This is a genomic window from Comamonas serinivorans (genome assembly GCF_002158865.1).
Classification (GTDB): domain Bacteria; phylum Pseudomonadota; class Gammaproteobacteria; order Burkholderiales; family Burkholderiaceae_C; genus Comamonas_E; species Comamonas_E serinivorans.
The window spans coordinates 2,454,346-2,476,199 of record NZ_CP021455.1 but is presented as its reverse complement, the minus strand read 5'-3'; the positions used below and the strand labels follow the sequence as shown (position 1 = coordinate 2,476,199).

Sequence of the window (21,854 nt, the reverse complement as noted above, 5' to 3'; positions counted from 1 at the left end):
GCGGCCGGCTGAGCGACGCGCTTGCACCCGCTCGCATTCTGTTGGGTGGTATCCGGCCATCGTCGATGTCAATCCAACGACAAGGCCTCGATACTGCCTTGATGGGTGTCAGCGATCGTCGCATCCCGAGCCCGGGCCCTGGTGGAACACCAGTTCCTCCACCACGCGGCCGCCGTGCAGGTGCTCGTGCACGATGCGGCGCAGGTTGTCGGGCGTCACGTCCCAGTACCAGACGCCATCGGGCTGCACGCAGACGATGGGCCCGCCTTTGCAGGCCGCCACACAGCCCATGCGCGTGCGTTTGACGCGCTGTTCGCCGCGGTCGAGGCCGGCTTCGGCCAGCACGGCGCCCAGCGAATCGAACAGGGCCTGCGCTTCGCCATCGGGCGCGCAGCGGGGCCCGGTGCAGACCAGGAGGTGGCGGTGGTAGGCGCCGATCTTGGGTTTGGTTTTGCCGGGCACGGCGGCTTCGGCGGCAGAAAGAAAGGGCAGGGCTTGGGACATGCGGGTGGTCGGGCGTGCGGTCAGGTCGATGGGGCGGCGGACAACGCGGGAAGGGCTGCCATGGCTGGCGTGGCGGCAGGGGAATCGGTCAGTGCATCGGCAGGTGACTGAAACAGCGCTGCCGTGGCGTGCGGGTTGGACGGAAACCAGGCGTGGAAAAAGCTCGCCTGGATGCTGCCATGGCGGTAGATGGCTTCCAGCGGCGCCTGCTCGTCCACGGTGGCTTCGCTGAGCAGGCGGTGCGTGTGAGCCTGGGGCACCAGCTCGGTGGCGAAGCTGGCGTGGTGAAAGCCGTGCCCGCGCAGCAGGCCATGCGGGCCGCGCCAGGCCTGCATGCCCAGCCCCTGCAGACGGTCGTGCTGGGTCACCGTGGCGGGCAGCAGGCCCCAAAGCGGCAGCGCCAGCGCGCGGCTGGGCCAGTGCAGCTGCTCGGCCAGGGCCAGCATGCCGCCGCACTCGGCCCAGACGGGCTTGCCGTGGGCCACGTGTTCGGCCAGCTGCTGGCGCAGCGCCTGCTGCTGCCCCAGGGCTTGGGCGTGCAGCTCGGGGTAGCCGCCCGGCAGCCACACCGCATCGCAGGGCGGCAGCGCGTCGCCCGCCAGCGGCGAGAACAGCGCGACCTCGGCCCCGAGCTGCCGCAGGCAGGCCAGGTTGGCCGGGTAGACGAAGGCAAAGGCCGCGTCGTGCGCCACGGCGATGCGCACGCCGGCCAGCAACGGTGGCAGAGGCCGGGGGGCCGGCGGTGCGATGTGCACGCGCCAGCGGGTCCACAGCGGCTGACGGGCGGGCTGCGGCGAAGCGCCAGGCGCGGTGGCTGCGCCCAGGGGCCGCGCAAGGGCGGCCAGGCGCTGCGTTGGCGCTGCGGACGGCCTGTTCAGCGACGTTCTGAGCGATGCGGGCCGTGAACGGCCGCCGCGGCGCAGCACCCTGGCCAGGGCTGCCCCACGTCTGCCGAAACGGACGGGGCGTGGCCGTGCGGGCATGGCTTGCAGCCTGCGGGCCGTTGGCGCCATCGGCGCGTCGGGCTGCTGCGCGCGCGCGTCGCCGGCATGGCCCAGGGCCTCCGCTTCAAGGGGGTCGTTGCGCAGGCCGTTTGCGCCCGACGAGGCCCAGGGCAGGGCCGCGCCCAGCTCGGTCTCGGCCACGGCCTGGGCCAGCCGGGCCAGCTTGGCGTCGGCGTCGTCCACGTCGCTGGCAGCGATCAGCCCCAGGTGACGCGAGGGCAGGGCCAGGGGCTGACGCCCGATGGCGCCCAGCCACAGGTCCTGCAGCCCGGCGGCCTGCAGGCCGCGTTGCAGCAGCTCGGCATGGCGTGGGCTGCCGACGCGGTTGGCCAACACGCCGGCAAACCGCAGGCCGGGGCGGTGCCGCACCAGGCCGGCGGCCAGCGCGCCAAAGCTCTCGGCCATGTGCGAAGCATCCATCACCAGCAGGATGGGCAGGGCTAAGCGTTCGGCCAGGTCGGCGGCGCTGCGCGCGCCATCGAACAGGCCCATGGCCGACTCGATGAGCAGCACGTCGGCCTCGGCGGCGGCGCGGGCCAGGCGCTCACGCACGTCGTGCTCGCCGCCCATGGCCAGGTCCAGGTTGTCCACGGGCTGGCCGCTGGCCGTGGCCAGCCAGCTGGGGTCGAGGAAATCGGGGCCCCACTTGAAGGCGCGCACACGCCAGCCGCGGTCGCGCAGCAGGCGCGCCAGGCCGGCGGTGACGCTGGTCTTGCCCTGGCCCGAAGCGGGGGCGGCGATGAGCAGGGCGATGCAATCGGACATGGTGAATGGCTGGGGGTATTCGGCGTTTCCGATCACACATGAATCGCAAGCGCCTGATACTGGTTGGGATGAATCAAGCTCTGGCGCTACGCCCGGTGTGCAGCGGTTGCAGGGATGAGTGGCACCGTGACGGCGGGCTGCGCCGCCCCTGGCGAAACGCGGCGCGACCAAGCGGCGGCCAGCACGAGCGCCAGCAGCGCCCCCGGGCCCACGGTGGCGCCAATCGCCTGCAGCACGGGCACCTGCGAGAAGGCCAGGATGCCGAAGCCGATCATGGTGGACAGGTTGGCCAGCAGCAGCGACGCCAGGGCCGCGTGCTGGCTGTCGCTGGCCGCCGTGCGCGGGGCGTTGCTGTCCGGCTGCACGTCGATGGCTTGCTCAAAATACAGCGCGTAGTTCGAGCCCACGGCCACCACCAGCATCAGCCCGACCAGGTGCAGCAGCGTGAGCGAACGCCCGGCCAGCGCGTGCGCGGCCAGCACGAAAACGAGAGCGCCCGCCATGGGCAGCAGCACGCGCACCACGCCGCGCGCGCTGCGCAGCGACAACCCCAGCAACAGCACCACGCCAGCCACGCCAGCCACGGCCAGCTTGCCGGCCTGGGTCAGGTAGCTGCCGAACATGGATTCGGTGGCCTGCGTCAGGTCGATGAAGAGCGCGGGCGGCAGTTCGTCGGCCGCAGCCGAGGCCGAGGTGGTCAGTGGGGCCTGGCTCTGCTGCCAGCGGCTCAGCAGGCCGGGCACCCGGTCGGCCAGCGTGGCGGCCAGGCGGTCGAGCCGCGCTGGTTCGCTGGCGGGTGCGGCACCGGGGGCTGTGTCGCCCAACGCGGCCCCGTCAAGCGGCGGCTGCAAGGCCAGCAGCGCCACGTGGCCTTCGCCATGGCGCAGCAGCAGCGCCGACAGGCCCAGGGCAAAGCTGGTGCCTTTCAGGTCGGCCAGCGAGATCGGCGGGGTCTGGCGCGCAGCCTCGGCCTCGCCGAGGAAGGGCGCCAGCGCCTGGGCCTGAAACGGTACCCGGGTCAGCGCCTGCTGCAGGTTGGCCTGCAGCACGTCGGGCGCCGGCAGGCTGGCCAGGCGCTGCGCCTGGGTGGCGGCGCTGGGCAAGAAGCGGCTCGGGCTGTCGATGCGCGCCAGCAGGCCTTGCGCGACCAGGGGCGCGAGGGCGGCCTGCACGCCTTCGGCGCGGGTCAGGGCCTGCTCGGGGGTGTCGCCACGCACGGCCACCAGCCAGCGCAGGTCACCCGCGCCCAGGTCCTGGCGGATCTCGGCGTCCAGCGTCTGCAGGGCGCGCGGCGTGGGGTTGAGGCCGTCCAGGCCGCGCGACCACATTGGCGTGCTGGAGAGCGCCGTGGTCAGCACGGCCGCGCCCGTCAGCGCCACCAGCACCCAGCGGCCGCGGCGCAGCAGGCCCACGCCCACCGCCACACGCTGGCCCAGGCGCACCAGCCGGTCCATGGGCGGCGGCGGCGTGGGGATGGCCGGCAGCAGGTAGCGCGTGGTCAGCAGCGCGGCCACCAGCCCGGCCATGGAATACAGGCCCAGCTGCGCCAGGCCCGGAAAGCTGGAGAACGTGAGCGCGCCGAAGCCGCACAGCGAGGTCAGCACGCCCAGGCGAATCGTGGGCCAGAAGCGCGTGCGCCAGGCGTGGGCATCGCGCGACTGCACCAGGTAGTAGATGCTGAAGTCGATGGACTCGCCGATCAGCGTGGTGCCAAACCCGATGGTGATGGCGTGCACGGTGCCAAAACCCAGCGCCACGGCCGCAATGGCGGCCACGATGCCAGTGGCCACGGGCAACAGGCCCACGAGCAGCGTGCGCGGCGAGCGGTACACGGTCAGCAGCAGCAGCACGACCAGCACAGTGCCAGTCAGCGACAGGCGCTCGACCTCGCTTTTGATGATGGCGCGCGACTGCACCGAGAAGTAGGGCGCGCCCGTCATGGCCAGCTGCAGCGCGGCCTCAGGCCCGGCCGGGCCGGGCCGCAGGCGGTCGAAGGCGGCCTGGATGCGCGCCAGCGCCTGCGCCTGGGCATCGGTGTCGGTGCCGCTGGCCTGCAGCATCACCATGAGGATGGCGCGCTGGCCATCGGCCGAGGCCAGCACGCCCTCGCGGGTGTGCGTGCCGGTGCTGGACGAGGCCAGGCTGTCGAGCACGTGCAGCACCTCGGCCGTCGGGTCGCGCGGCAGCAGCGGCTTGAGCAGGCTGCCCGCCGGCGAGGCCAGCAGCGACAGCGATTCGCCCAGGGCCTGCGTCAGACCCTCGGCCGTGAACCGCTGCGGCGTGATGCGATCGCTGAGCTGGTAGCGGTGGGCGAACAGGAAGGCGCCGTCGCGGTCGCGGCTGGCCACATCGCCGTTGATGGCGCCTTCGATCTCGGGCTGGGCGCGCAGCCAGTCGGCCAGCGCAGACGAGGCCAGCGCGCGCTGCTCGGCATTGCCGCCGGAGATGGCCAGCAGCAGCATGCGCGAGAGCGCGCCGTCACGGATCTGGTCGACCAGCAGCTGTTGCTCGGCGCTGGGGTCCTTGGGCAAGAAGGCCGACATGTCGCTGCTGTAGCGCGCCGTGGCCAACACCCAGATGCAGCCGCAGACCAGCGCCAGCCAGGCCAGGCCGCGCAGCCAGCGCTGCGCGCGCGGCAGGGTGATGCCGTCGGCCGAGCCCTGGCCCGCGGCGGCGGGCTGCAACGGCGCCTCGGGGGGCGTGGCACGCGTCATGGCTTGGGCGTGATGTCCATGACCGAGCGGTCGCCGTCGGCCTGCTCGGTGGTGATGCGGGTGATGGCGTTCTGCCTGCCCTCGATGGCGATGCGCGTGATCAGCTTGCGCACGCGGCTGTCCTTGGGCACCAAGCCCATGCGCCACTGGTTGGCGCTGCCGCTCACGCTGAGCTCGAAGTTCTGGTCCAGCGCCGTGCGGTTGCCCGAGAGCGAGCCGCGTATGCCTTCGATGATGCCGGTGGCCTCGGGCTGGGCCGACAGCTGGATGCGGCGGGTCTTGCCGTCGGCCGTGCGCGACAGCCAGTCGCCGTCGACCACGATGGCCTCGGGCTTGGGCTCGGTGGTGCGGATGGCCAGCTTGTCGGGCGGCGCGTAGTTCAACGTGCCCTTGCTGACCAGCGGCTGCGCCAGCAGCGCCAGGTGCTTGGTCTCGACGAAGGTGGCGTCGCCGCTGGGGTGTTTGGCCAGCAGCAGCATCAGCGCATTGGCGTTGAACTCGGGCGTGCCTTGGGGTTTACTTTGGCAGTATCCAGTGATGGCTGTTGAACTGAAAACAGCAGCCAGCGCATACTGTGCAAAGGTCTGGCGAGAAAGGCGAAGGGCGGAACGCATGGGTCAGGGGTCGGCGGCCGAGGCGCGCCAGAAATCGAAGAAGTTGAACCAGTTGAGCGGGTGCGCGCGGCAGGTGGCCTCCAGCCGGGCCACGTAGGCGGCCTGGGCCTGGGCGATGGCCGCCTGGCGGTCGCCGCGCGCCACGGTCGAGAAGTCGAACACCGGGGCGAACTGCAGCTCGTAGCGCCGGCCGCCCCGGTAGATGCCGGCCATGAACACGGTGGGCACGCCCAGCAGGGCGGCGAGCTGGAACGGCCCGCGCGGGAACGCGGCGGTCGCCCCGAGAAACGGCAGCGGCACGCCGGGCTGGTGGTCGAAGCTGCGGTCGGCCAGCGCGCCCACGCACTCGCCGGCCGCCAGCGCATCGCGCACGCGCAGCATGGCGTCGGGCTGGCCCAGGGCGATGATGCGCCGCGGCAGCCCAGGGTCCAGCTCGGCCAGCACGCCGTTGAGCTTGCGGGCGTTGGCCTCGTACATCAGCATGCGCGACTCGATGCCATGGCGCGCGCCCAGCGTGCGCAGGGCCTCGAAGCTGCCCACGTGCGCACCGATGAACATGATGCCGCGCGGCGCCGAGCTGCCGGGTGCCGCTGCCGGCGTGTTCGTCCGGGTGTCAGCGGGGCCCTCTGTCGGGGCTGCCACCGGGCCGTGGGCAGGGCTGTTGGCACGGGCGTCCGCAGAGCCCGAGGCAGGTTTGTTCGCCTGTGTGTTCGCCGGCCCGCCAGCGGGCCCTGCCGTGGTGGCGCCTGGCTCGGCGGCCTGGGTGGCCTCGCTGGCCGGTGGCGCGGCGTCGAGGGGGCTGGCACTGGCGGTTGGCGCAGGGGCCGATGCGCGTGCCGCGTTCGCTGCGTTTGCCCGGACCGGGTCCGCGGGCCGCTCGACCGGCGTCTGACGCGCAGCCAGCACGTGTTCCACGCCGGTGATCTGGATGTCGAACTCGTGCTCGCGCCCGGCCAGCCAGAACACGCGGTCGTGGATGCAGCTGGCGAAGGCCAGCACATGGCCATAGCGCTCACCCAGCGTGGGCTCGCGGCCCAGGGCCCGGCGCAGGTAAACCAGGCTGTGGCGCCGCGCCTGGGGGGCGAACAGCCAGAAGTAGGCGGCGATGCCATGCAGCACCGGCCGCGTCAGCCGCCGCCCCAGCAGCAGCGACAGGCGCAGCATGAAGCGCACGACGGGCGTGGCGCTGCGCTCGCGTGAGCGCGTCCAGGCCTGCGCCGCTGGCGGCGAGGCGGGCGGTGGCGCCAGCCCGGGTTGGTCGGTGTGGGGATGGCGCACGCGCATCACGCCGCTTGGGCCTGCACCAGCAGGCCGCTGGCCACGGTGTCGGCAGCCTGGGGTTGCGCCGGCTCGGCCAGGGGACCCGCGGCCTGCCCCAGGCGCTCGATGGTGAAGCCCCAGCCCTTGGCACTGGCGGACCAGCGCAGCCTCAGCAGGTCGCTGGGCAGGGCGGCGCGGGGAAATTTCGCCCAGGCACAGTGCCAGGCGACCGACTGCGGCGCGTGGTGGGCGCTGAGTGCCGCCACCGCCCAGTCGAGCAGGCAGGCGCCGGGCAGCACCGGCGAGCCTGGAAAGTGGCCCGCGAACACCGGCCACGCAGGATCCAGCCACCAGCGGGTCTCTGCGGGGGCGGCGGGGAGTGGGAGGGCGGTGGCGGGGCTGGACACGGCAGAAGAGCGGCGGTGGGGAGCGGCGGAATGAGGCGGCGGAAGAGGGCGGCAGGCCAGGAACCATCGGGCGCAGCGTGCCCGAGGACGGCCGCAAGGCCGTGGCAAAGCGCCCAATGATGCCATCGCGGCGCGTGCGGCCCGGGTGGTCTTCCGCAGGCCGGGCCGCGGGGGCACGCCAACGGCATCACCGCCTGCATCGTCGCCCGGCATCACAGGTCCGTTTTCACCCAGGTGACGCGGCGCGCCAAACGCGGCAAAGCCGCTGCTATGCTGCCGTGGACCGGTTCCCGCCAGGGATGATCGAGCGGCCCGGCGCTGTGCAACGAACGCGGAGACAGACACATGAATGAACTGGGCGGCTACAACGTGGAAGACCTCAAGGTCGGCATGTCGGCCACGTATGCCAAGACCATCACCGAGGCCGACATCGTGCTGTTCGCCGCCGTGTCCGGCGACAACAACGCCGTGCACCTGAACGAGGAGTTCGCCAAGACCACCGTGTTCGGCGGCCGCATTGCCCACGGCATGCTCAGCGCCAGCGTGATCTCGGCCGCCATCGCGGGGCGGCTGCCGGGGCCGGGCACGGTGTACCTGGGGCAGAACCTGCAGTTCCGGGCCCCGGTGCGCCCGGGCGACACGGTGCAGGCCACCATCACCGTGACCGAGGTCAACGTGGCCCGCAAGCGGGTGAACCTGTCCACCGAGTGCACCGTGGCCGGCAAGACCGTGATCACGGGTGAAGCGCTGGTGATGGTGACGGCGGCAGGCACTTGATTTAAAGGCGGGAGTATGCATCCATTTCCGTTTGAAATGCATCGAGAACGTCTGCATACTGCCTGCTTCTTTGACGCCCTTTGGCCTCTTGGGGTCTCACGGACCACCCGCAAGGGCCAAGGGCAGCCGACACCGAACCCAGCGGCATCCCGAGCCCAGCAGCATCGAGGTCTTGAGGCGTGCGCTCACGCCACTGCGCACGAAGCAGCACCCCTACACCCGATCGATGGTGGCCACGGTGTTGTGATGACAAGGTGACCGAGCGAGGGGCGGGTCGCCTTGCTCGGTCGTCGGCGGGGGCTCGGCAAGCGCGCATCGCAGCACACCAGACCGCCGGTGTCCGGCGGCCAAAGCGGGAGACCGGCGCGCGCGACTCGTGCGGACGCGGCGCGGGAGGATAATTGCACCGTTTTCGCGCAATTTCCTCGAGACCCCCGATGCCTGAGTACCGTTCCAAAACCTCCACGGCTGGCCGCAACATGGCTGGCGCCCGCGCACTGTGGCGCGCCACCGGCATGAAAGATGGCGACTTCTCCAAGCCCATCATCGCCGTGGTCAACTCCTTCACGCAGTTCGTGCCCGGCCACGTGCACCTGAAGGACCTGGGCCAGCTCGTGGCACGCGAGATCGAGGCCGCCGGCGGCGTCGCCAAGGAGTTCAACACCATCGCCGTGGACGATGGCATCGCCATGGGCCACGACGGCATGCTGTACTCGCTGCCCAGCCGCGACGTGATCGCCGACTCGGTCGAGTACATGGTGAACGCCCACTGCGCCGATGCCATGGTCTGCATCAGCAACTGCGACAAGATCACCCCCGGCATGCTCATGGCTGCCATGCGCCTGAACATCCCGGTCGTGTTCGTCTCGGGTGGCCCCATGGAGGCCGGCAAGGCCAAGCTGGCCGATCCCCAGACCAAGACCATCTCCATCCACAAGCTCGACCTGATCGACGCCATGGTGGCCGCGGCCGACGACAAGATCAGCGACGCCGACGTGGCCGAGATCGAGCGCTCGGCCTGCCCGACCTGCGGCTCGTGCTCGGGCATGTTCACGGCCAACTCGATGAACTGCCTGGCCGAAGCGCTGGGCCTGGCGCTTCCAGGCAACGGCACCGTGGTCGCCACGCACGCCGACCGCGAAAAGCTGTTCAAGCAGGCCGGCCACCTCATCGTCGAACTCGCCCGCCGCTACTACGAGCAGGACGAGGCCACGCTGCTGCCGCGCGCCGTGGGCTTCAAGGCCTTTGAAAACGCCATGACGCTGGACATCGCCATGGGGGGCTCGACCAACACCATCTTGCACCTGCTGGCCATTGCGCAAGAAGCCGAGATCCCGTTCAGCATGCACGACATCGACCGCCTCTCGCGCACGGTGCCGCAGCTGTGCAAGGTGGCGCCCAACACCAACAAGTACCACATCGAAGACGTGCACCGCGCGGGCGGCATCATGGCCATCCTGGGCGAGCTGGACCGCGCCGGCAAGCTGCACACCGATGTGCCCACCGTGCACGCCAAGACCATGAAGCACGCGCTCGACCAGTGGGACATCGTGCGCACGCAGGACGAAGCCGTGCGCACCTTCTACATGGCCGGGCCCGCCGGCATCCCCACGCAGGTGGCTTTCAGCCAGGCCACGCGCTGGCCCAGCCTGGACACCGACCGCGCCGAGGGCTGCATCCGGTCCTACGACCACGCCTTCAGCAAGGAAGGCGGCCTGGCCGTGCTGCGCGGCAACATCGCCCTGGACGGCTGCGTGGTGAAGACGGCCGGCGTGGACGATTCCATCCTGGTGTTCGAGGGCCCGGCCCATGTGGTCGAGTCGCAGGACGAGGCCGTGGCCAACATCCTGGCCGACCAGGTCAAAGCCGGCGACGTGGTTGTGGTGCGCTACGAAGGCCCCAAGGGTGGACCCGGCATGCAGGAAATGCTGTACCCCACCAGCTACATCAAGTCCAAAGGCCTGGGCAAAGCCTGCGCGCTGCTGACCGACGGCCGCTTCTCGGGCGGCACCTCGGGCCTGTCGATCGGCCACTGCTCGCCCGAAGCCGCCGCAGGTGGCGCGATTGGCTTGGTGCGCAACGGCGACCGCATCCGCATCGACATCCCCAACCGCACCATCGACGTGCTGGTCAGCGACGACGAGCTGGCCAAGCGCCGCGCCGAGCAGGACGCCAAGGGCTGGAAGCCCGCGTTGCCGCGTCCGCGCAAGGTGTCGGCCGCGCTCAAGGCCTATGCCAAGCTCGTCATGTCGGCTGACAAGGGCGCCGTGCGCGATCTCTCGCAGCTGGATTGACGCGCGTGCCGGGGGCCTCGGTGATGGGCCCGGCCACGAAAGGCCCGTAGCAAGGGCCCCGCTTCCGCGAGCGCAGAGCTTTACGTTCAGAACGGCTGCACGCCACTGCATTTGCTCGCAATGCCGTGCTGCCTGGTCGACCTGCCTGCCGACTCCGGCCCACGGCATGGTCCCCTTCAGCAATGACAACCTGTCCATGAAAACACGTGCCACGGTGTCCATGGCTTATCCACATGGCTTGGTGATGTTCGACCCGCTCGTGCTGTGCCGGTTTCTCGAGCAGCACGACCTGACGCAGGGCGACGTGCTGGAGGCCTTCATGCGCGACGAGGCCGTGGGAGACGCTGCAGTGCAGGCCGGCTGCATCGTGCCCATGTACCCGCTGGACGAAGACGACTACCTGTTCTGCAACCTCGATGCCGAACCGCTCGCACTGGATTGGCAGTTCAGCCATGGCGGCTTGCCGCTGGTGGTCGAATCGGGTGTCCTGGTGGTGGCGGACCTGTTCGTGCTGGTGGGCTGGGAGCATGCAGCGTTCACCCGCTACGAACGCCAACGCAAGCTGAGCTGGACCGTCAACGACCTGGACGTGGTGCCAGGCAGCCATGCGGTCCGCATCCGCGGTGCGCGTGGGGAGGGCGACGGCCTGCAGGGCGCCAAGGTGTTCGGGTTGCAGCTTGCGCTCCTGGCACCCGGGGTCACGCCGTCCGGGCGGCCCATCTGGCCACACAGCGATGCCCTTGATTTCGGGATTGCCTGAGCGGCCCGGCCAGGAAAGGCCCGGCCAGGAGCGGCCTTTCACCAGGAATGCACCATGTCCGCACCGCCTTTCGAGGGCTTTGACCTCCACACCTTTTGGGACGACAGCGACTACGCCCGCCAGGAGTACATCGAACCACCGCCCACGCCCGCGGTGATTGCGGCCGTCGAGGCCGAGCTGGGTTACCAGCTGCCGGCCAGCTATGTCGCCCTGATGCGCTCGCAAAACGGCGGCATTCCGGTGAACGACTGCTTTCCCACGCAGCAGGCCACCTCATGGGCAGACGACCATGTGGCCATCACCGCCTTCAAGGGCATTGGCTTTGACCAGCCGTGGAGCCTGTGCGGCCGACTGGGCAGTGTGTTCAAGCAGGATCAGTGGGGCTATCCCGACATCGGCATCTACTTCGGCGACTGCCCCAGCGCTGGGCACGACATGATCGCGCTTGACTACCGCGCCTGCGGACCGCAGGGCGAGCCAGCCGTGGTGCACGTCGATCAGGACAACGACTACGCCATCACGCCGCTGGCACCGGATTTCGAAACCTTTGTGCGTGGACTGGTGCACGAATCGGTGTACGAAGAGGACCCCGATGAAATGCTGCGCGAGGCCTTGGCGCACGTTCGCTACGCCCCGTTCAGCCCGCGGCTGCAACACCTGTGTGCGCTGTGGCCCGATGCGCGCATGCCGGCTGCACTGCGCCGCCTGGCCGAGGCCTTGACGGAGGACAAGGGGTATTTCGCGCTGCATGCCGACGCGCGCTCCGAGCGCCTGTACGCCGCGCAGTTCCTGCTGCTCAGCCACGCCCAGCCCGTCGCATCGCAGGCCGAATTCCTGCAGGCTTACCCCGATCTCATCGCCATGGCCAGCAGCCCGCACTGGCGCACCGGAGGCTGGGCGCCAGATTTCGTCGCGGACTGGTTCAGCGCAGGCGTGGCGGCGGGACAGCTGGTGCAGGTTGAGGGGCACTGGCAGCTGTCGGAAGCCGCCCGCACGGCGCTGCTGCAGGCTTTGTTCGCCGACTGAGCCCGTGGTTTGGCACCCGGGCTGTCGCTGTTGGCGGTCACCCCCTGGGCATGCCCGGAACCGGCGTGCGAGGCGCCGAGGGAAGACGGGCTCCATTGAACCGCTCTATGTGACGGAGTATGTCTGCTTCTTCGATTCAAAAAGAACGAGGGTAGGATCATACTCCTGATCAAGTTGAGGGGCTCTCGACCTCGAACAAAGCTGCGTCCGCCAGCATGGCGCGCCCATGGCTGCTGTTCAAAGCGCCGGTGAGGTGCTACAACGACAGCATGTGGTTGTGAACATCTGCAACTTTTGCGGCATTGCCAAGCCCGGGGGCCGCCACCGGAGGTCGTATGGATGTCATCAGCAACTCTGCTGCCCGCTATGCACGCATGCGCGAAGAGGAGATGTCCCTCGACGACTACCTCGCGCTGTGCCAGCGTGACCCCATGGCGTATGCCAGTGCCGCTCAGCGCATGCTGGCGGCCATCGGGGAGCCCGAGATGGTGGACACCCGCAACGACCCGCGCCTGTCGCGCCTGTTCGCCAACAAGGTCATCCGGCGCTATCCCGCGTTCACCGAGTTCTACGGCATGGAAGACGCCATCGAGCAGGTGGTGAGTTTCTTCCGCCATGCGGCCCAGGGCCTGGAGGAGCGCAAGCAGATCCTCTACCTGCTGGGTCCGGTGGGGGGCGGCAAAAGCTCGATCGCCGAGCGCCTGAAGCACCTGATGCAGAAGGTGCCGTTCTATGCGCTCAAGGACTCGCCGGTCAACGAGTCACCGCTGGGCCTGTTCGACGCGGTGGAGGACGGGCCGGTGCTGGAGGAGCAGTTCGGCATCCCGCGGCGCAGCCTGCAGCATGTGCTCTCGCCGTGGGCCGTCAAGCGGCTGGATGAGTTCAATGGCGACATCCGCCAGTTCCGCGTCGTCAAACGCTATCCCAGCATCCTCAAGCAGGTGGCCATCGCCAAGACCGAGCCGGGTGACGAGAACAACCAGGACATTTCCAGTCTGGTCGGCAAGGTGGACATCCGCAAGCTCGAGAACTTCGCCCAGGACGACACCGATGCCTACAGCTACTCGGGCGGCCTGTGCCTGGCCAACCAGGGCCTGTTGGAGTTCGTCGAGATGTTCAAGGCGCCGATCAAGGTGCTGCACCCGCTGCTCACCGCCACGCAGGAAAGCAACTACAAAGGCACGGAGGGCTTTGGCGCCATCCCCTTCGAGGGCATGGTGTTGGCGCACAGCAACGAGAGCGAGTGGAAGGCCTTCCGCAACAACAAAAACAACGAGGCGTTCCTGGACCGCATCTACATCGTCAAGGTGCCCTACTGCCTGCGCGTGTCCGAGGAGGTACGCATCTACGAGAAGCTGATCCGCGAGTCCTCGCTGGCTCACGCCGTGTGCGCACCCGGCACGCTGAAGATGATGGCGCAGTTCTCGGTGCTCACGCGCCTGAAGGAGCCTGAGAACTCCAGCATCTTCAGCAAGATGCAGGTTTACGACGGCGAAAGCCTCAAGGACACGGACCCGCGCGCCAAGAGCCATCAGGAGTACCGGGACTACGCCGGCGTGGACGAGGGCATGGAGGGCATCTCCACGCGCTTTGCGTTCAAGATCCTGGCCAAGGTCTTCAACTACGACAGCACCGAGGTGGCGGCCAACCCCGTTCACCTGATGTATGTGCTGGAGCAGCAGATCGAGCGCGAGCAGTTCCCCAATGACCTGGAGACCAAGTACATCGGCTACGTCAAGGAATACCTGTCGCAGCGCTATGCGGAGTTCATCGGCAAGGAGATCCAGACCGCCTACCTGGAGAGCTACAGCGAGTATGGCCAGAACATCTTCGACCGCTATGTCACCTATGCCGACTACTGGATACAGGACAGCGAGTACCGCGACACCGACACCGGCGAGGTGTTCGACCGCGGCGCGCTGAACGCCGAGCTGGAGAAGATCGAGAAGCCCGCAGGCATTGCCAACCCCAAGGACTTTCGCAACGAGATCGTCAACTTCGTGTTGCGCGCGCGCGCCAACAACCAGGGCAAGAACCCGAGCTGGACCAGCTATGAGAAATTGCGCGCGGTGATCGAGAAAAAAATGTTCTCCAACACCGAGGAGCTGCTGCCGGTCATCAGCTTCAACGCCAAGGCCAGCGCCGAGGATGCGCGCAAGCACGAGGATTTTGTCACCCGCATGGAATCCAAGGGCTACACCCCCAAGCAGGTGCGCCTGTTGTGCGAGTGGTACCTGCGTGTGCGCAAGAGCAGCTGAACGGTATCCCGGCGCTGCCGGCGTCGGGCCAGGCAAGGGGGCACAGATGGCACTGCAAATCATCGACCGCAGGCTTGCCGGCAAGAACAAGTCGGTGGGCAATCGCGAGCGCTTCGTTCGGCGCTACAAGCAGCAGATCGCCGAAGCGGTGCGTCGTGCCGTGTCGCAGCGCGACATCCGCCACATCGAGCAGGCCGAGAGCATCACCATCCCTCGCAAAGACATCAGCGAGCCGGTGTTCCACCATGGCCCGGGTGGCATCCGCGACACCGTGCACCCAGGCAACAGCGAGCATGTGCGTGGCGACCGCATCGCGCGGCCCCAGGGCGGCGCGGGCGGTGGCGGCTCACAGGCCAGCGACAGCGGCGAGGGCGAGGACGATTTCACCTTCACCCTGACCAAAGAAGAGTTCATGGAGCTCTTCTTTGAGGACATGGCGCTGCCACGGCTGCTGCGCACCCACATCGCCAGCACGCAGCAGTACAGGCTGCGTCGCGCTGGCTACAGCCACGATGGCACGCCGCACAACCTGGCGGTGCTGCGCACCATGCGCAGTGCCCAGGGGCGGCGCATCGCGTTGACCAAGGCGCAGAACCGTGCCCTCAAGGACTTGCAGGACGAGCTGGATGCCTTGCTGGCGCAGGACGACGGCACCAGCGAGGCCGTGGCCGAGCTGCAGCAGCGCATCGAGGCGCTGAAGGCCCGTCTGGCCAAGGTGGCTTTCCTCGACCCTTTGGACCTGCGCTTTCGCAACCGCACCAAGGTGCCCGAGCCCAGCAGCCGCGCCGTGATGTTCTGCGTGATGGATGTGTCGGGCTCCATGGATCAGGGGCGCAAGGAACTGGCCAAGCGCTTTTTCATCCTGCTCTACCTGTTCCTCACCCGTCACTACGACAAGATCGACATCGTCTTCATCCGCCACCACACCCAGGCTGCCGAGGTTGGCGAGGAAGAATTCTTCCACGCCACCGAGAGCGGGGGCACGGTGGTCAGCAGTGCCCTGGTGCTGCTTGACCAGATCGTGCAGGCGCGCTATCCCGTGGCCGACTGGAACATCTACGTGGCCCAGGCCAGCGATGGCGACAACTTTGGCGACGACAGCAGCCATTGCCGCAGCCTGCTGGCCGAGCGCATCTTGCCGTTGGTGCGCTACTTCGCCTATGTGCAGGTGACGTCGGATGAGCAGAACCTGTGGGAGGCCTACAGCCAGCTGACGCCGCTGTTTGCCCACTTCGCCATGCGCAAGGTGTCCGAGCCGAGTGAGATCTACCCCGTGTTCAAGGAGTTGTTCAAGAAAGAGGGGGTATCGGTATGAACCTGTTGCTGTATCCCGCGTTGGAGCGCCGTGGCGGCCGGCAAGCGGGCAAGCCGGGCGGCCGGGGAGGGCGCCAGCGCAGCGTGCCCAGTGCCCCGCTGCAGGCCGTGGAGCACCCGGATCGCCCGCTGCCCGACCCCAGTGACTGGACCCTGGAGTTGATCGAACGCTACCACGCGGTCATCGCCAGCACGGCCCAGCGCTTTGGCCTGGACACCTACCCCAACCAGCTCGAGATCATCTCGGCCGAGCAGATGATGGACGCCTATGCCAGCGTGGGCATGCCGGTCAACTACCGGCACTGGAGCTTTGGCAAGGAGTTTCTGGCCACCGAGCGACGTTACCGGCGCGGTCACATGGGTCTGGCTTACGAGATCGTCATCAACGCCAACCCGTGCATCAGCTACCTGATGGAGGAAAACAGCACCGCCATGCAGGCGCTGGTGATTGCCCACGCCGCCTATGGGCACAACAGCTTTTTCAAGAACAACTACCTGTTTCGCATGTGGTCGGATTCGGGCAGCATCACCGACTACTTGGTCTATGCCCGTGACTTCGTGGCCCAGTGCGAGGAGCGCCATGGTCTGGATGCGGTGGAGCAGTTGCTCGACTCCTGTCATGCACTGGCCAACTTCGGGGTCGACCGCTATTGCCGCCCGTCCAAGAAAAGCCTGGCGCGCGAGCGGGCCGAGCGCGAACAACGCGAAGCCTACGTCCAGCAACAGGTCAACGTGCTGTGGCGCACCCTGCCTCCGCATCGAGACAGGGGCGGTGCGGCGCCGGAGCACGAACAGGAGCGCTTTCCCAAGGAGCCGGAGGAGAACCTCCTCTACTTCATCGAAAAAAACGCACCGTTGCTGGAGCCTTGGCAGCGCGAAATCGTGCGCATCGTGCGCAAGATCGCCCAGTACTTTTACCCACAGCGGCAAACGCAGGTGATGAACGAAGGCTGGGCCACCTTCTGGCATTACACCTTGCTCAACACCTTGTACGACGAGGGCTGGCTCACCGATGGGGTGATGATCGAGTGGCTGTCCTCGCACACCAATGTGATCTACCAGCCCCCGGCAAGCCATCGCGCCTACAGCGGCATCAACCCCTACGCCCTGGGCTTTGCCATGTACCGCGACATCCGGCGCATCTGCCAAAGCCCCACCGAAGAGGATCGGCGTTGGTTCCCCGACCTCGCCGGCACGCCGTGGCTGCCGGCGCTGCACCATGCCATGCAGAACTTCAAGGACGAGAGCTTCATCGGTCAGTTTCTGAGTCCACAGCTCATGCGCGACATGCGCCTGTTCGCCATCCACGACGATGCCAGCGAGCAGGCACTCCTGGTCAGCGCCATCCATGACGAGGACGGCTACCGCAGCCTGCGCCAGACCCTGTCCCAGCAGTACGACTTGGGCACGCGCGAGCCCAACATCCAGGTCTGGAACGTGAACCTGCGCGGCGACCGCTGCCTCACGCTGCGCCACACCCAATACCAGGGGCGGCCCCTGGCCGATGACGCGCTGGAGGTGCTCAAGCACGTGGCGCGCCTGTGGGGCTTTGGCGTGCAGATCGAAAGCGTTGGCGGCAATGGCGAGCTGCCGGTGTTGCTGCATGCCGTGCCGGCGCCAGCCACCTGACAAACTGTTCAACGTCGCCCGCCGAGCCCCGGCTGTGCCCGGCTCATGGCTTCGGGGCTCCGTTCGACGCACCCAGCGGTCCCCGGGGAGGGGATGGCGCGTCAGAGGACCGCTGCTCAGCGCCGTCTGCCGCCGAAAATGCCGCCCAGCACGCCGCGCAGGATCTGGTTGCCGATCTGCGTGCCCACCTTGCGCGCGGTGGACTTGGCCATGGTCTGCACCAGGCCATCGCGCTTGCCGCCGCGCGGGCCGGTGCTGCCGAAGAGGATGTCCTTCACGTCGCCCATCCAGCCCTCGTCCTGCGGCGCCGCATCGGCGGCTTTGGCGCCGGCCTCGGCGGCGGCACCGCTGCGCGACTTGAGGATTTCATAGGCCGATTCGCGGTCCACCGGCGTGTCGTAGACGCCCGCCACCAGCGAGGTCTGCATGAGCTGCCGGCGTGTGGCCTCGTCGATGGGGCCGATGCGGCTGCCCGGCGGAATGACGAAGGTGCGCTCGGTCACGCTGGGGCGGCCCTTGGCATCCAGGAAGCTGACGAGGGCTTCGCCCACGGCCAGCTCGGTGATGGCGGTTTCGATGTCGAGGCCGGGATTGGCCCGCATGGTCTGAGCCGTGGCTTTGACGGCCTTCTGGTCCTTGGGCGTGAAAGCGCGCAGCGCGTGCTGCACGCGGTTGCCGAGCTGGGCCAGCACGCTTTCGGGCACGTCCATGGGGTTTTGCGTGACGAAGAACACGCCCACACCCTTGGAACGGATCAGGCGCACGACGAGTTCGATGCGCTCGAGCAGCACCTTGGGCGCGTCGTTGAAGATGAGGTGGGCTTCGTCGAAGAAGAACACGAACTTGGGCTTGTCCAGATCGCCGACCTCGGGCAGGCGCTCGTACAGGTCGGACAGCAGCCACAGCAGGAACGCCCCATAAAGGCGCGGCGACTGCAGCAGCTTGTCGGCCGCGAGGATGTTGACCACCCCCATCTGTGGTGATGCGCCGCCCGACGCTGCCCCGGGGGCCGCGGTCTGCAGCAGGTCTTCGACGTTGAGCATGGGCTCGCCGAAGAACTGTTCGCCGCCTTGCGATTCGAGGGCCAGCAGCGCGCGCTGGATGGCGCCCACGCTGGCCGAAGAGATGTTGCCGTACTCGGTGGTGAACTGCTTGGCGTTGTCGCCCACGTGTTGCAGCGCGGCGCGCAGGTCCTTCAGGTCCAGCAGCAGCAGGCCCTGGTCGTCGGCAATCTTGAAGACGAGGTTGAGCACACCGCTTTGCGTGTCGTTCAGGTCCAGCATGCGGGCCAGCAGCAGCGGGCCCATGTCCGAGATGGTGGCGCGCACGGGGTGGCCCTGCTCGCCGAACACGTCCCAGAAAGTGGTGGGACAGGCGATGGCTTCGGGCTCGGGCAGGCCACGCTCCTTCAGCGTCGCAGCGATCTTGGGCGCCAGCTGGCCTGCCTGGCTGATGCCCGACAGGTCGCCCTTGATGTCGGTGAGGAACACCGGCACGCCGATGCGCGACAGCTGTTCGGCCATGGCCTGCAGCGTGACGGTCTTGCCGGTGCCCGTGGCCCCGGTGATGAGGCCATGGCGGTTGGCGAGTGCGGGCAGCAGTTCGCCGCGCGCAGGCGGGTTGCTTTGGGCATTCAGGGCAATCAGCAGCGGTTCAGCCATGGCGTCTCGTGGCCCCTTGCGGGCAAAAGTAAAATCTCGTCCGATTATCAAACGTGTAGGAAATCCAACGATGGCCGGCCACAGCAAATGGGCAAATATTCAACACCGCAAGGGCAGGCAGGACGAGAAGCGCCAGCGCATCTGGACCCGTGTGGTGCGCGAGATCATGGTGGCGGCCCGCACCGGTGGCGGCGACCCCACGGCCAACCCGCGCCTGCGCCTGGCCATTGACAAGGCCAAGGCCGCCAACATGCCGGCCGACACCATCAAGCGCAACATCGACAAGGCCACGGGCAACCTCGAAGGCGTGAACTACGAGGAAATCCGCTACGAGGGCTACGGCATCGGCGGCGCGGCCATCATCGTCGACACCATGACCGACAACCGCGTGCGCACCGTGGCCGACGTGCGCCACATGTTCAGCAAGTACGGCGGCAACCTCGGCACCGAAGGGTCGGTGGCCTTCCAGTTCAAGCACGTGGGCCAGATCATGTTTGCCCCGGGCGTGGACGAGGACAAGGTGATGGAGGTGGCGCTGGAGGCTGGCGCCGACGACATCGTCAGCGACGAGGAGGGCGGCGTGGAAGTCATCACCGAGCCCGGCCATTTCGAGGCCGTGCGCGATGCGCTGGAGGCCGCTGGCCTGAAGGCGGACATGGCCGAGGTGACCATGCGGGCCGAAAACTCCATCGCCCTCAGCGGCGAGGACGCGCAGAAGATGCAGCGCCTGCTGGACATGATCGAAGACCTGGACGACGTGCAAGAGGTCTACCACAACGCGGAGCTGGACCTCGGCTGATTCGCATGCCATGACGGGGGTATATACCGGTTTGCGTTGATTTTCAAACGCAGACCTGTCGATACCCCCACACCCCAGCGCGCACCCCGGTGCGCATCGCAGTTTCCTGAGGCGCCACGCGCGCAAATCCCATGAAAGTTCTTGTCATTGGCGGCGGTGGCCGCGAGCACGCCCTGGCGTGGAAGCTGGCCCAGTCGCCGCGCGTGCAGCAGGTGTACGTGGCGCCCGGCAACGGCGGCACGGCGCTGTCGCCCGCGCTGGTCAACGTGCCCATCACCGACCTGGTTGCCCTGCGCGACTGGGCGTTGGCCGAGAAGATCGCCCTGACCGTGGTCGGCCCCGAGGCGCCACTGGCCGCCGGGGTGGTCGATGACTTCCGCGCCCACGGCCTGAAGATCTTCGGCCCCAGCAAGGCGGCCGCGCAGCTCGAAAGCTCCAAGGCCTTCTCCAAGGACTTCATGGCGCGCCATGCCATCCCCACGGCCGAGTACCAGACCTTCAGCGACCCCGCTGCGGCGCACGACTACGTCAACGCCAAGGGCGCGCCCATCGTGGTCAAGGCCGACGGCCTGGCCGCCGGCAAGGGCGTGGTGGTGGCCATGACGGCCGATGAGGCGCACGCCGCCATCGACGACATGCTGGGCGCCAACTCGCTGGGCGTGAGCCACAACGAGGGCGGCGCCCGCGTCGTGATCGAAGAGTTTCTGCAGGGCGAAGAGGCGAGCTTCATCGTCATGTGCGACGGCAAGGACGTGGTGGCCCTGGCCACCAGCCAGGATCACAAGCGCCTGCTGGACGGCGATGCCGGCCCCAACACCGGCGGCATGGGCGCCTATTCGCCCGCGCCCGTGGTGACGGCCGACGTGCACGCGCGCGCCATGCGCGAGGTCATCCTGCCAACCATTCGCGGCATGGAAAAGGACGGCATCACCTACACCGGCTTCCTGTACGCCGGCCTCATGATCGATGGCAACGGCAAGCCCAAGACGCTGGAGTTCAACTGCCGCATGGGCGACCCCGAGACCCAGCCCATCATGATGCGGCTGAAGTCCGACCTGTTCGAGGTGCTGAGCGCCGCAGCCAGCGGCAAGCTCGGTGACATGCAGCTGCAATGGGACCGCCGCCCCGCGCTGGGGGTGGTGTTGGCCGCCCACGGTTACCCGCTGGCACCGCGCAAGGGCGACCGCGTGACCGAGCTGCCGCAGGACAGCGACGACGCCGTGGTCTTTCATGCCGGCACGCAGATGGGCGACGACCGGCAAATCACCACGCAGGGCGGCCGCGTGATGTGCGCGACCGCACTGGGCGATTCGCTCAAGCAGGCGCAAGAGCGTGCGTATGACCTGGCGCGCCAGGTGCACTTCGACGGCATGCAGTACCGCCGCGACATCGGCTACCGCGCGATCAAGTGACGCCGGCTGCAGTCAAGCCAATTTTATGGGTTGCAGTATGGGCTGGTTGCCGTTCGCTTATGAACGGAAACCGGCCCATACTGCATGTGAAGGTCAACAACCTGCCGCAGACGCCGCTGTGGACAGGGTGCGCCATGGCCTCTGCACCGTCCGCCCACCACACCTGCGCGCCGCTTGTGACGGTCTGCCCGGGGCAGGCCGAAGCCTGCGGGATCGCCTTGCACAAGGCTTTCGAGTCTGTCGCGCTCAGCCACGGCTACCGGGCGCGTGCCACGGTCTGCCGATTGGCGCTGGGTGACATACCCGGCAGCATGGCGGCATGGGTTGTTGCCTCCGGGGCGGGAAGGGACGGGGCATCGGCCGCACCACGCCGACGCCAACTCACCATCTTGGTGCATTGTCTGGCGCAGGCTGCGGTCGCACGCCCTGGCTGGGGGCAACCATGCTGCGGCGCGCAGCTGTTCCAGAGTCGAATGCGCAGGTTGGCGCACCGCCGTCGCGCGGCGAACCCTTGCATCGGCCTTGAAGAATTGGCACGCATCGTGCTTTGACTGGGGTGTCCACGCACCTGGCGCAATCCAGGTGGGATGCACGGCAAAGGCGCCATGAACCGGGACCCGGTTCATGGCGCCTTTTTGCGTGTTCACCTGCAACGA

General features: G+C 68.1%; 16 protein-coding genes. 9 read left to right on the top strand and 7 right to left on the bottom strand.

The genetic code is table 11. From position 1 onward, the window contains the following. Positions 1-108 precede the first annotated feature (108 nt). From CCO03_RS10510 to CCO03_RS10485, 6 genes are all read right to left on the bottom strand, one after another. On the bottom strand, positions 109-504 hold the full coding sequence (locus tag CCO03_RS10510; protein ID WP_087280839.1) for a (2Fe-2S) ferredoxin domain-containing protein: 396 nt from the start codon (positions 502-504) through the stop codon (positions 109-111). 20 nt (positions 505-524) lie between these two features. Then, positions 525-2,273, bottom strand: coding sequence for a nucleotide-binding protein (locus CCO03_RS10505; RefSeq protein ID WP_087280837.1), 1,749 nt, complete (start codon positions 2,271-2,273; stop codon positions 525-527). Positions 2,274-2,359: 86 nt separating this feature from the next. Then, positions 2,360-4,987, bottom strand: coding sequence for an MMPL family transporter (locus CCO03_RS10500; protein ID WP_087280835.1), 2,628 nt, complete (start codon positions 4,985-4,987; stop codon positions 2,360-2,362). Then, on the bottom strand, positions 4,984-5,601 hold the full coding sequence (locus CCO03_RS10495) for an outer membrane lipoprotein carrier protein LolA (protein ID WP_087280833.1): 618 nt from the start codon (positions 5,599-5,601) through the stop codon (positions 4,984-4,986). Before CCO03_RS10495 ends, CCO03_RS10500 begins: the two co-directional genes overlap by 4 nt. A 3-nt stretch (positions 5,602-5,604) precedes the next feature. Further along, positions 5,605-6,879, bottom strand: coding sequence for an LpxL/LpxP family acyltransferase (locus CCO03_RS10490; RefSeq protein WP_157667632.1), 1,275 nt, complete (start codon positions 6,877-6,879; stop codon positions 5,605-5,607). A 5-nt stretch (positions 6,880-6,884) separates the two neighbouring features. Further along, positions 6,885-7,268 carry an ApeI family dehydratase gene (locus CCO03_RS10485; RefSeq protein WP_157667631.1) on the bottom strand — a complete coding sequence of 128 codons (384 nt, stop codon included), beginning with the start codon at positions 7,266-7,268 and terminating at the stop codon, positions 6,885-6,887. A gap of 345 nt (positions 7,269-7,613) precedes the next feature. Here CCO03_RS10485 and CCO03_RS10480 point away from each other — a divergent pair, with 345 nt between their 5' ends. The 7 genes from CCO03_RS10480 to CCO03_RS10450 all read left to right on the top strand — a co-directional run bounded on the left by CCO03_RS10480 (position 7,614) and on the right by CCO03_RS10450 (position 17,326). Further along, on the top strand, positions 7,614-8,045 hold the full coding sequence (locus CCO03_RS10480; protein WP_087280827.1) for a MaoC family dehydratase: 432 nt from the start codon (positions 7,614-7,616) through the stop codon (positions 8,043-8,045). A 437-nt stretch (positions 8,046-8,482) separates the two neighbouring features. Further along, positions 8,483-10,339 (top strand): dihydroxy-acid dehydratase, encoded by a 1,857-nt coding sequence (gene ilvD / locus CCO03_RS10475; protein WP_087280825.1) that lies wholly within the window; start codon positions 8,483-8,485, stop codon positions 10,337-10,339. A gap of 196 nt (positions 10,340-10,535) precedes the next feature. Further along, positions 10,536-11,099, top strand: a complete 564-nt coding sequence (locus tag CCO03_RS10470; protein WP_157667630.1) for a hypothetical protein — start codon at positions 10,536-10,538, stop codon at positions 11,097-11,099. 54 nt (positions 11,100-11,153) lie between these two features. Beyond that, positions 11,154-12,125 carry an SMI1/KNR4 family protein gene (locus tag CCO03_RS10465; protein ID WP_087280822.1) on the top strand — a complete coding sequence of 324 codons (972 nt, stop codon included), beginning with the start codon at positions 11,154-11,156 and terminating at the stop codon, positions 12,123-12,125. Positions 12,126-12,460: 335 nt separating this feature from the next. Further along, a complete protein-coding gene (locus CCO03_RS10460) occupies positions 12,461-14,383 on the top strand; it encodes a PrkA family serine protein kinase (protein ID WP_087280820.1) in 1,923 nt (640 codons plus the stop codon). 46 nt (positions 14,384-14,429) lie between these two features. Further along, positions 14,430-15,698 (top strand): YeaH/YhbH family protein, encoded by a 1,269-nt coding sequence (locus CCO03_RS10455; protein WP_087280818.1) that lies wholly within the window; start codon positions 14,430-14,432, stop codon positions 15,696-15,698. Then, positions 15,695-17,326: a SpoVR family protein gene (locus CCO03_RS10450; RefSeq protein WP_087280816.1), complete on the top strand. Its 1,632-nt coding sequence runs from the start codon at positions 15,695-15,697 to the stop codon at positions 17,324-17,326. Before CCO03_RS10455 ends, CCO03_RS10450 begins: the two co-directional genes overlap by 4 nt. A 116-nt stretch (positions 17,327-17,442) precedes the next feature. Here CCO03_RS10450 and CCO03_RS10445 read toward each other — a convergent pair whose 3' ends face one another. Further along, the gene (locus CCO03_RS10445; protein ID WP_087280814.1) at positions 17,443-18,987 is read right to left on the bottom strand and encodes a helicase HerA-like domain-containing protein; all 1,545 of its coding nucleotides are present in this window, start codon (positions 18,985-18,987) and stop codon (positions 17,443-17,445) included. Between the two features lie 70 nt (positions 18,988-19,057). On the opposite strand from CCO03_RS10445, the gene CCO03_RS10440 reads away from it, so the two are divergent. After that, a complete protein-coding gene (locus tag CCO03_RS10440) occupies positions 19,058-19,786 on the top strand; it encodes a YebC/PmpR family DNA-binding transcriptional regulator (protein WP_087280812.1) in 729 nt (242 codons plus the stop codon). A 131-nt stretch (positions 19,787-19,917) separates the two neighbouring features. Next, positions 19,918-21,198: a phosphoribosylamine--glycine ligase gene (gene purD, locus CCO03_RS10435; protein WP_087280810.1), complete on the top strand. Its 1,281-nt coding sequence runs from the start codon at positions 19,918-19,920 to the stop codon at positions 21,196-21,198. Positions 21,199-21,854: the final 656 nt, after the last annotated feature.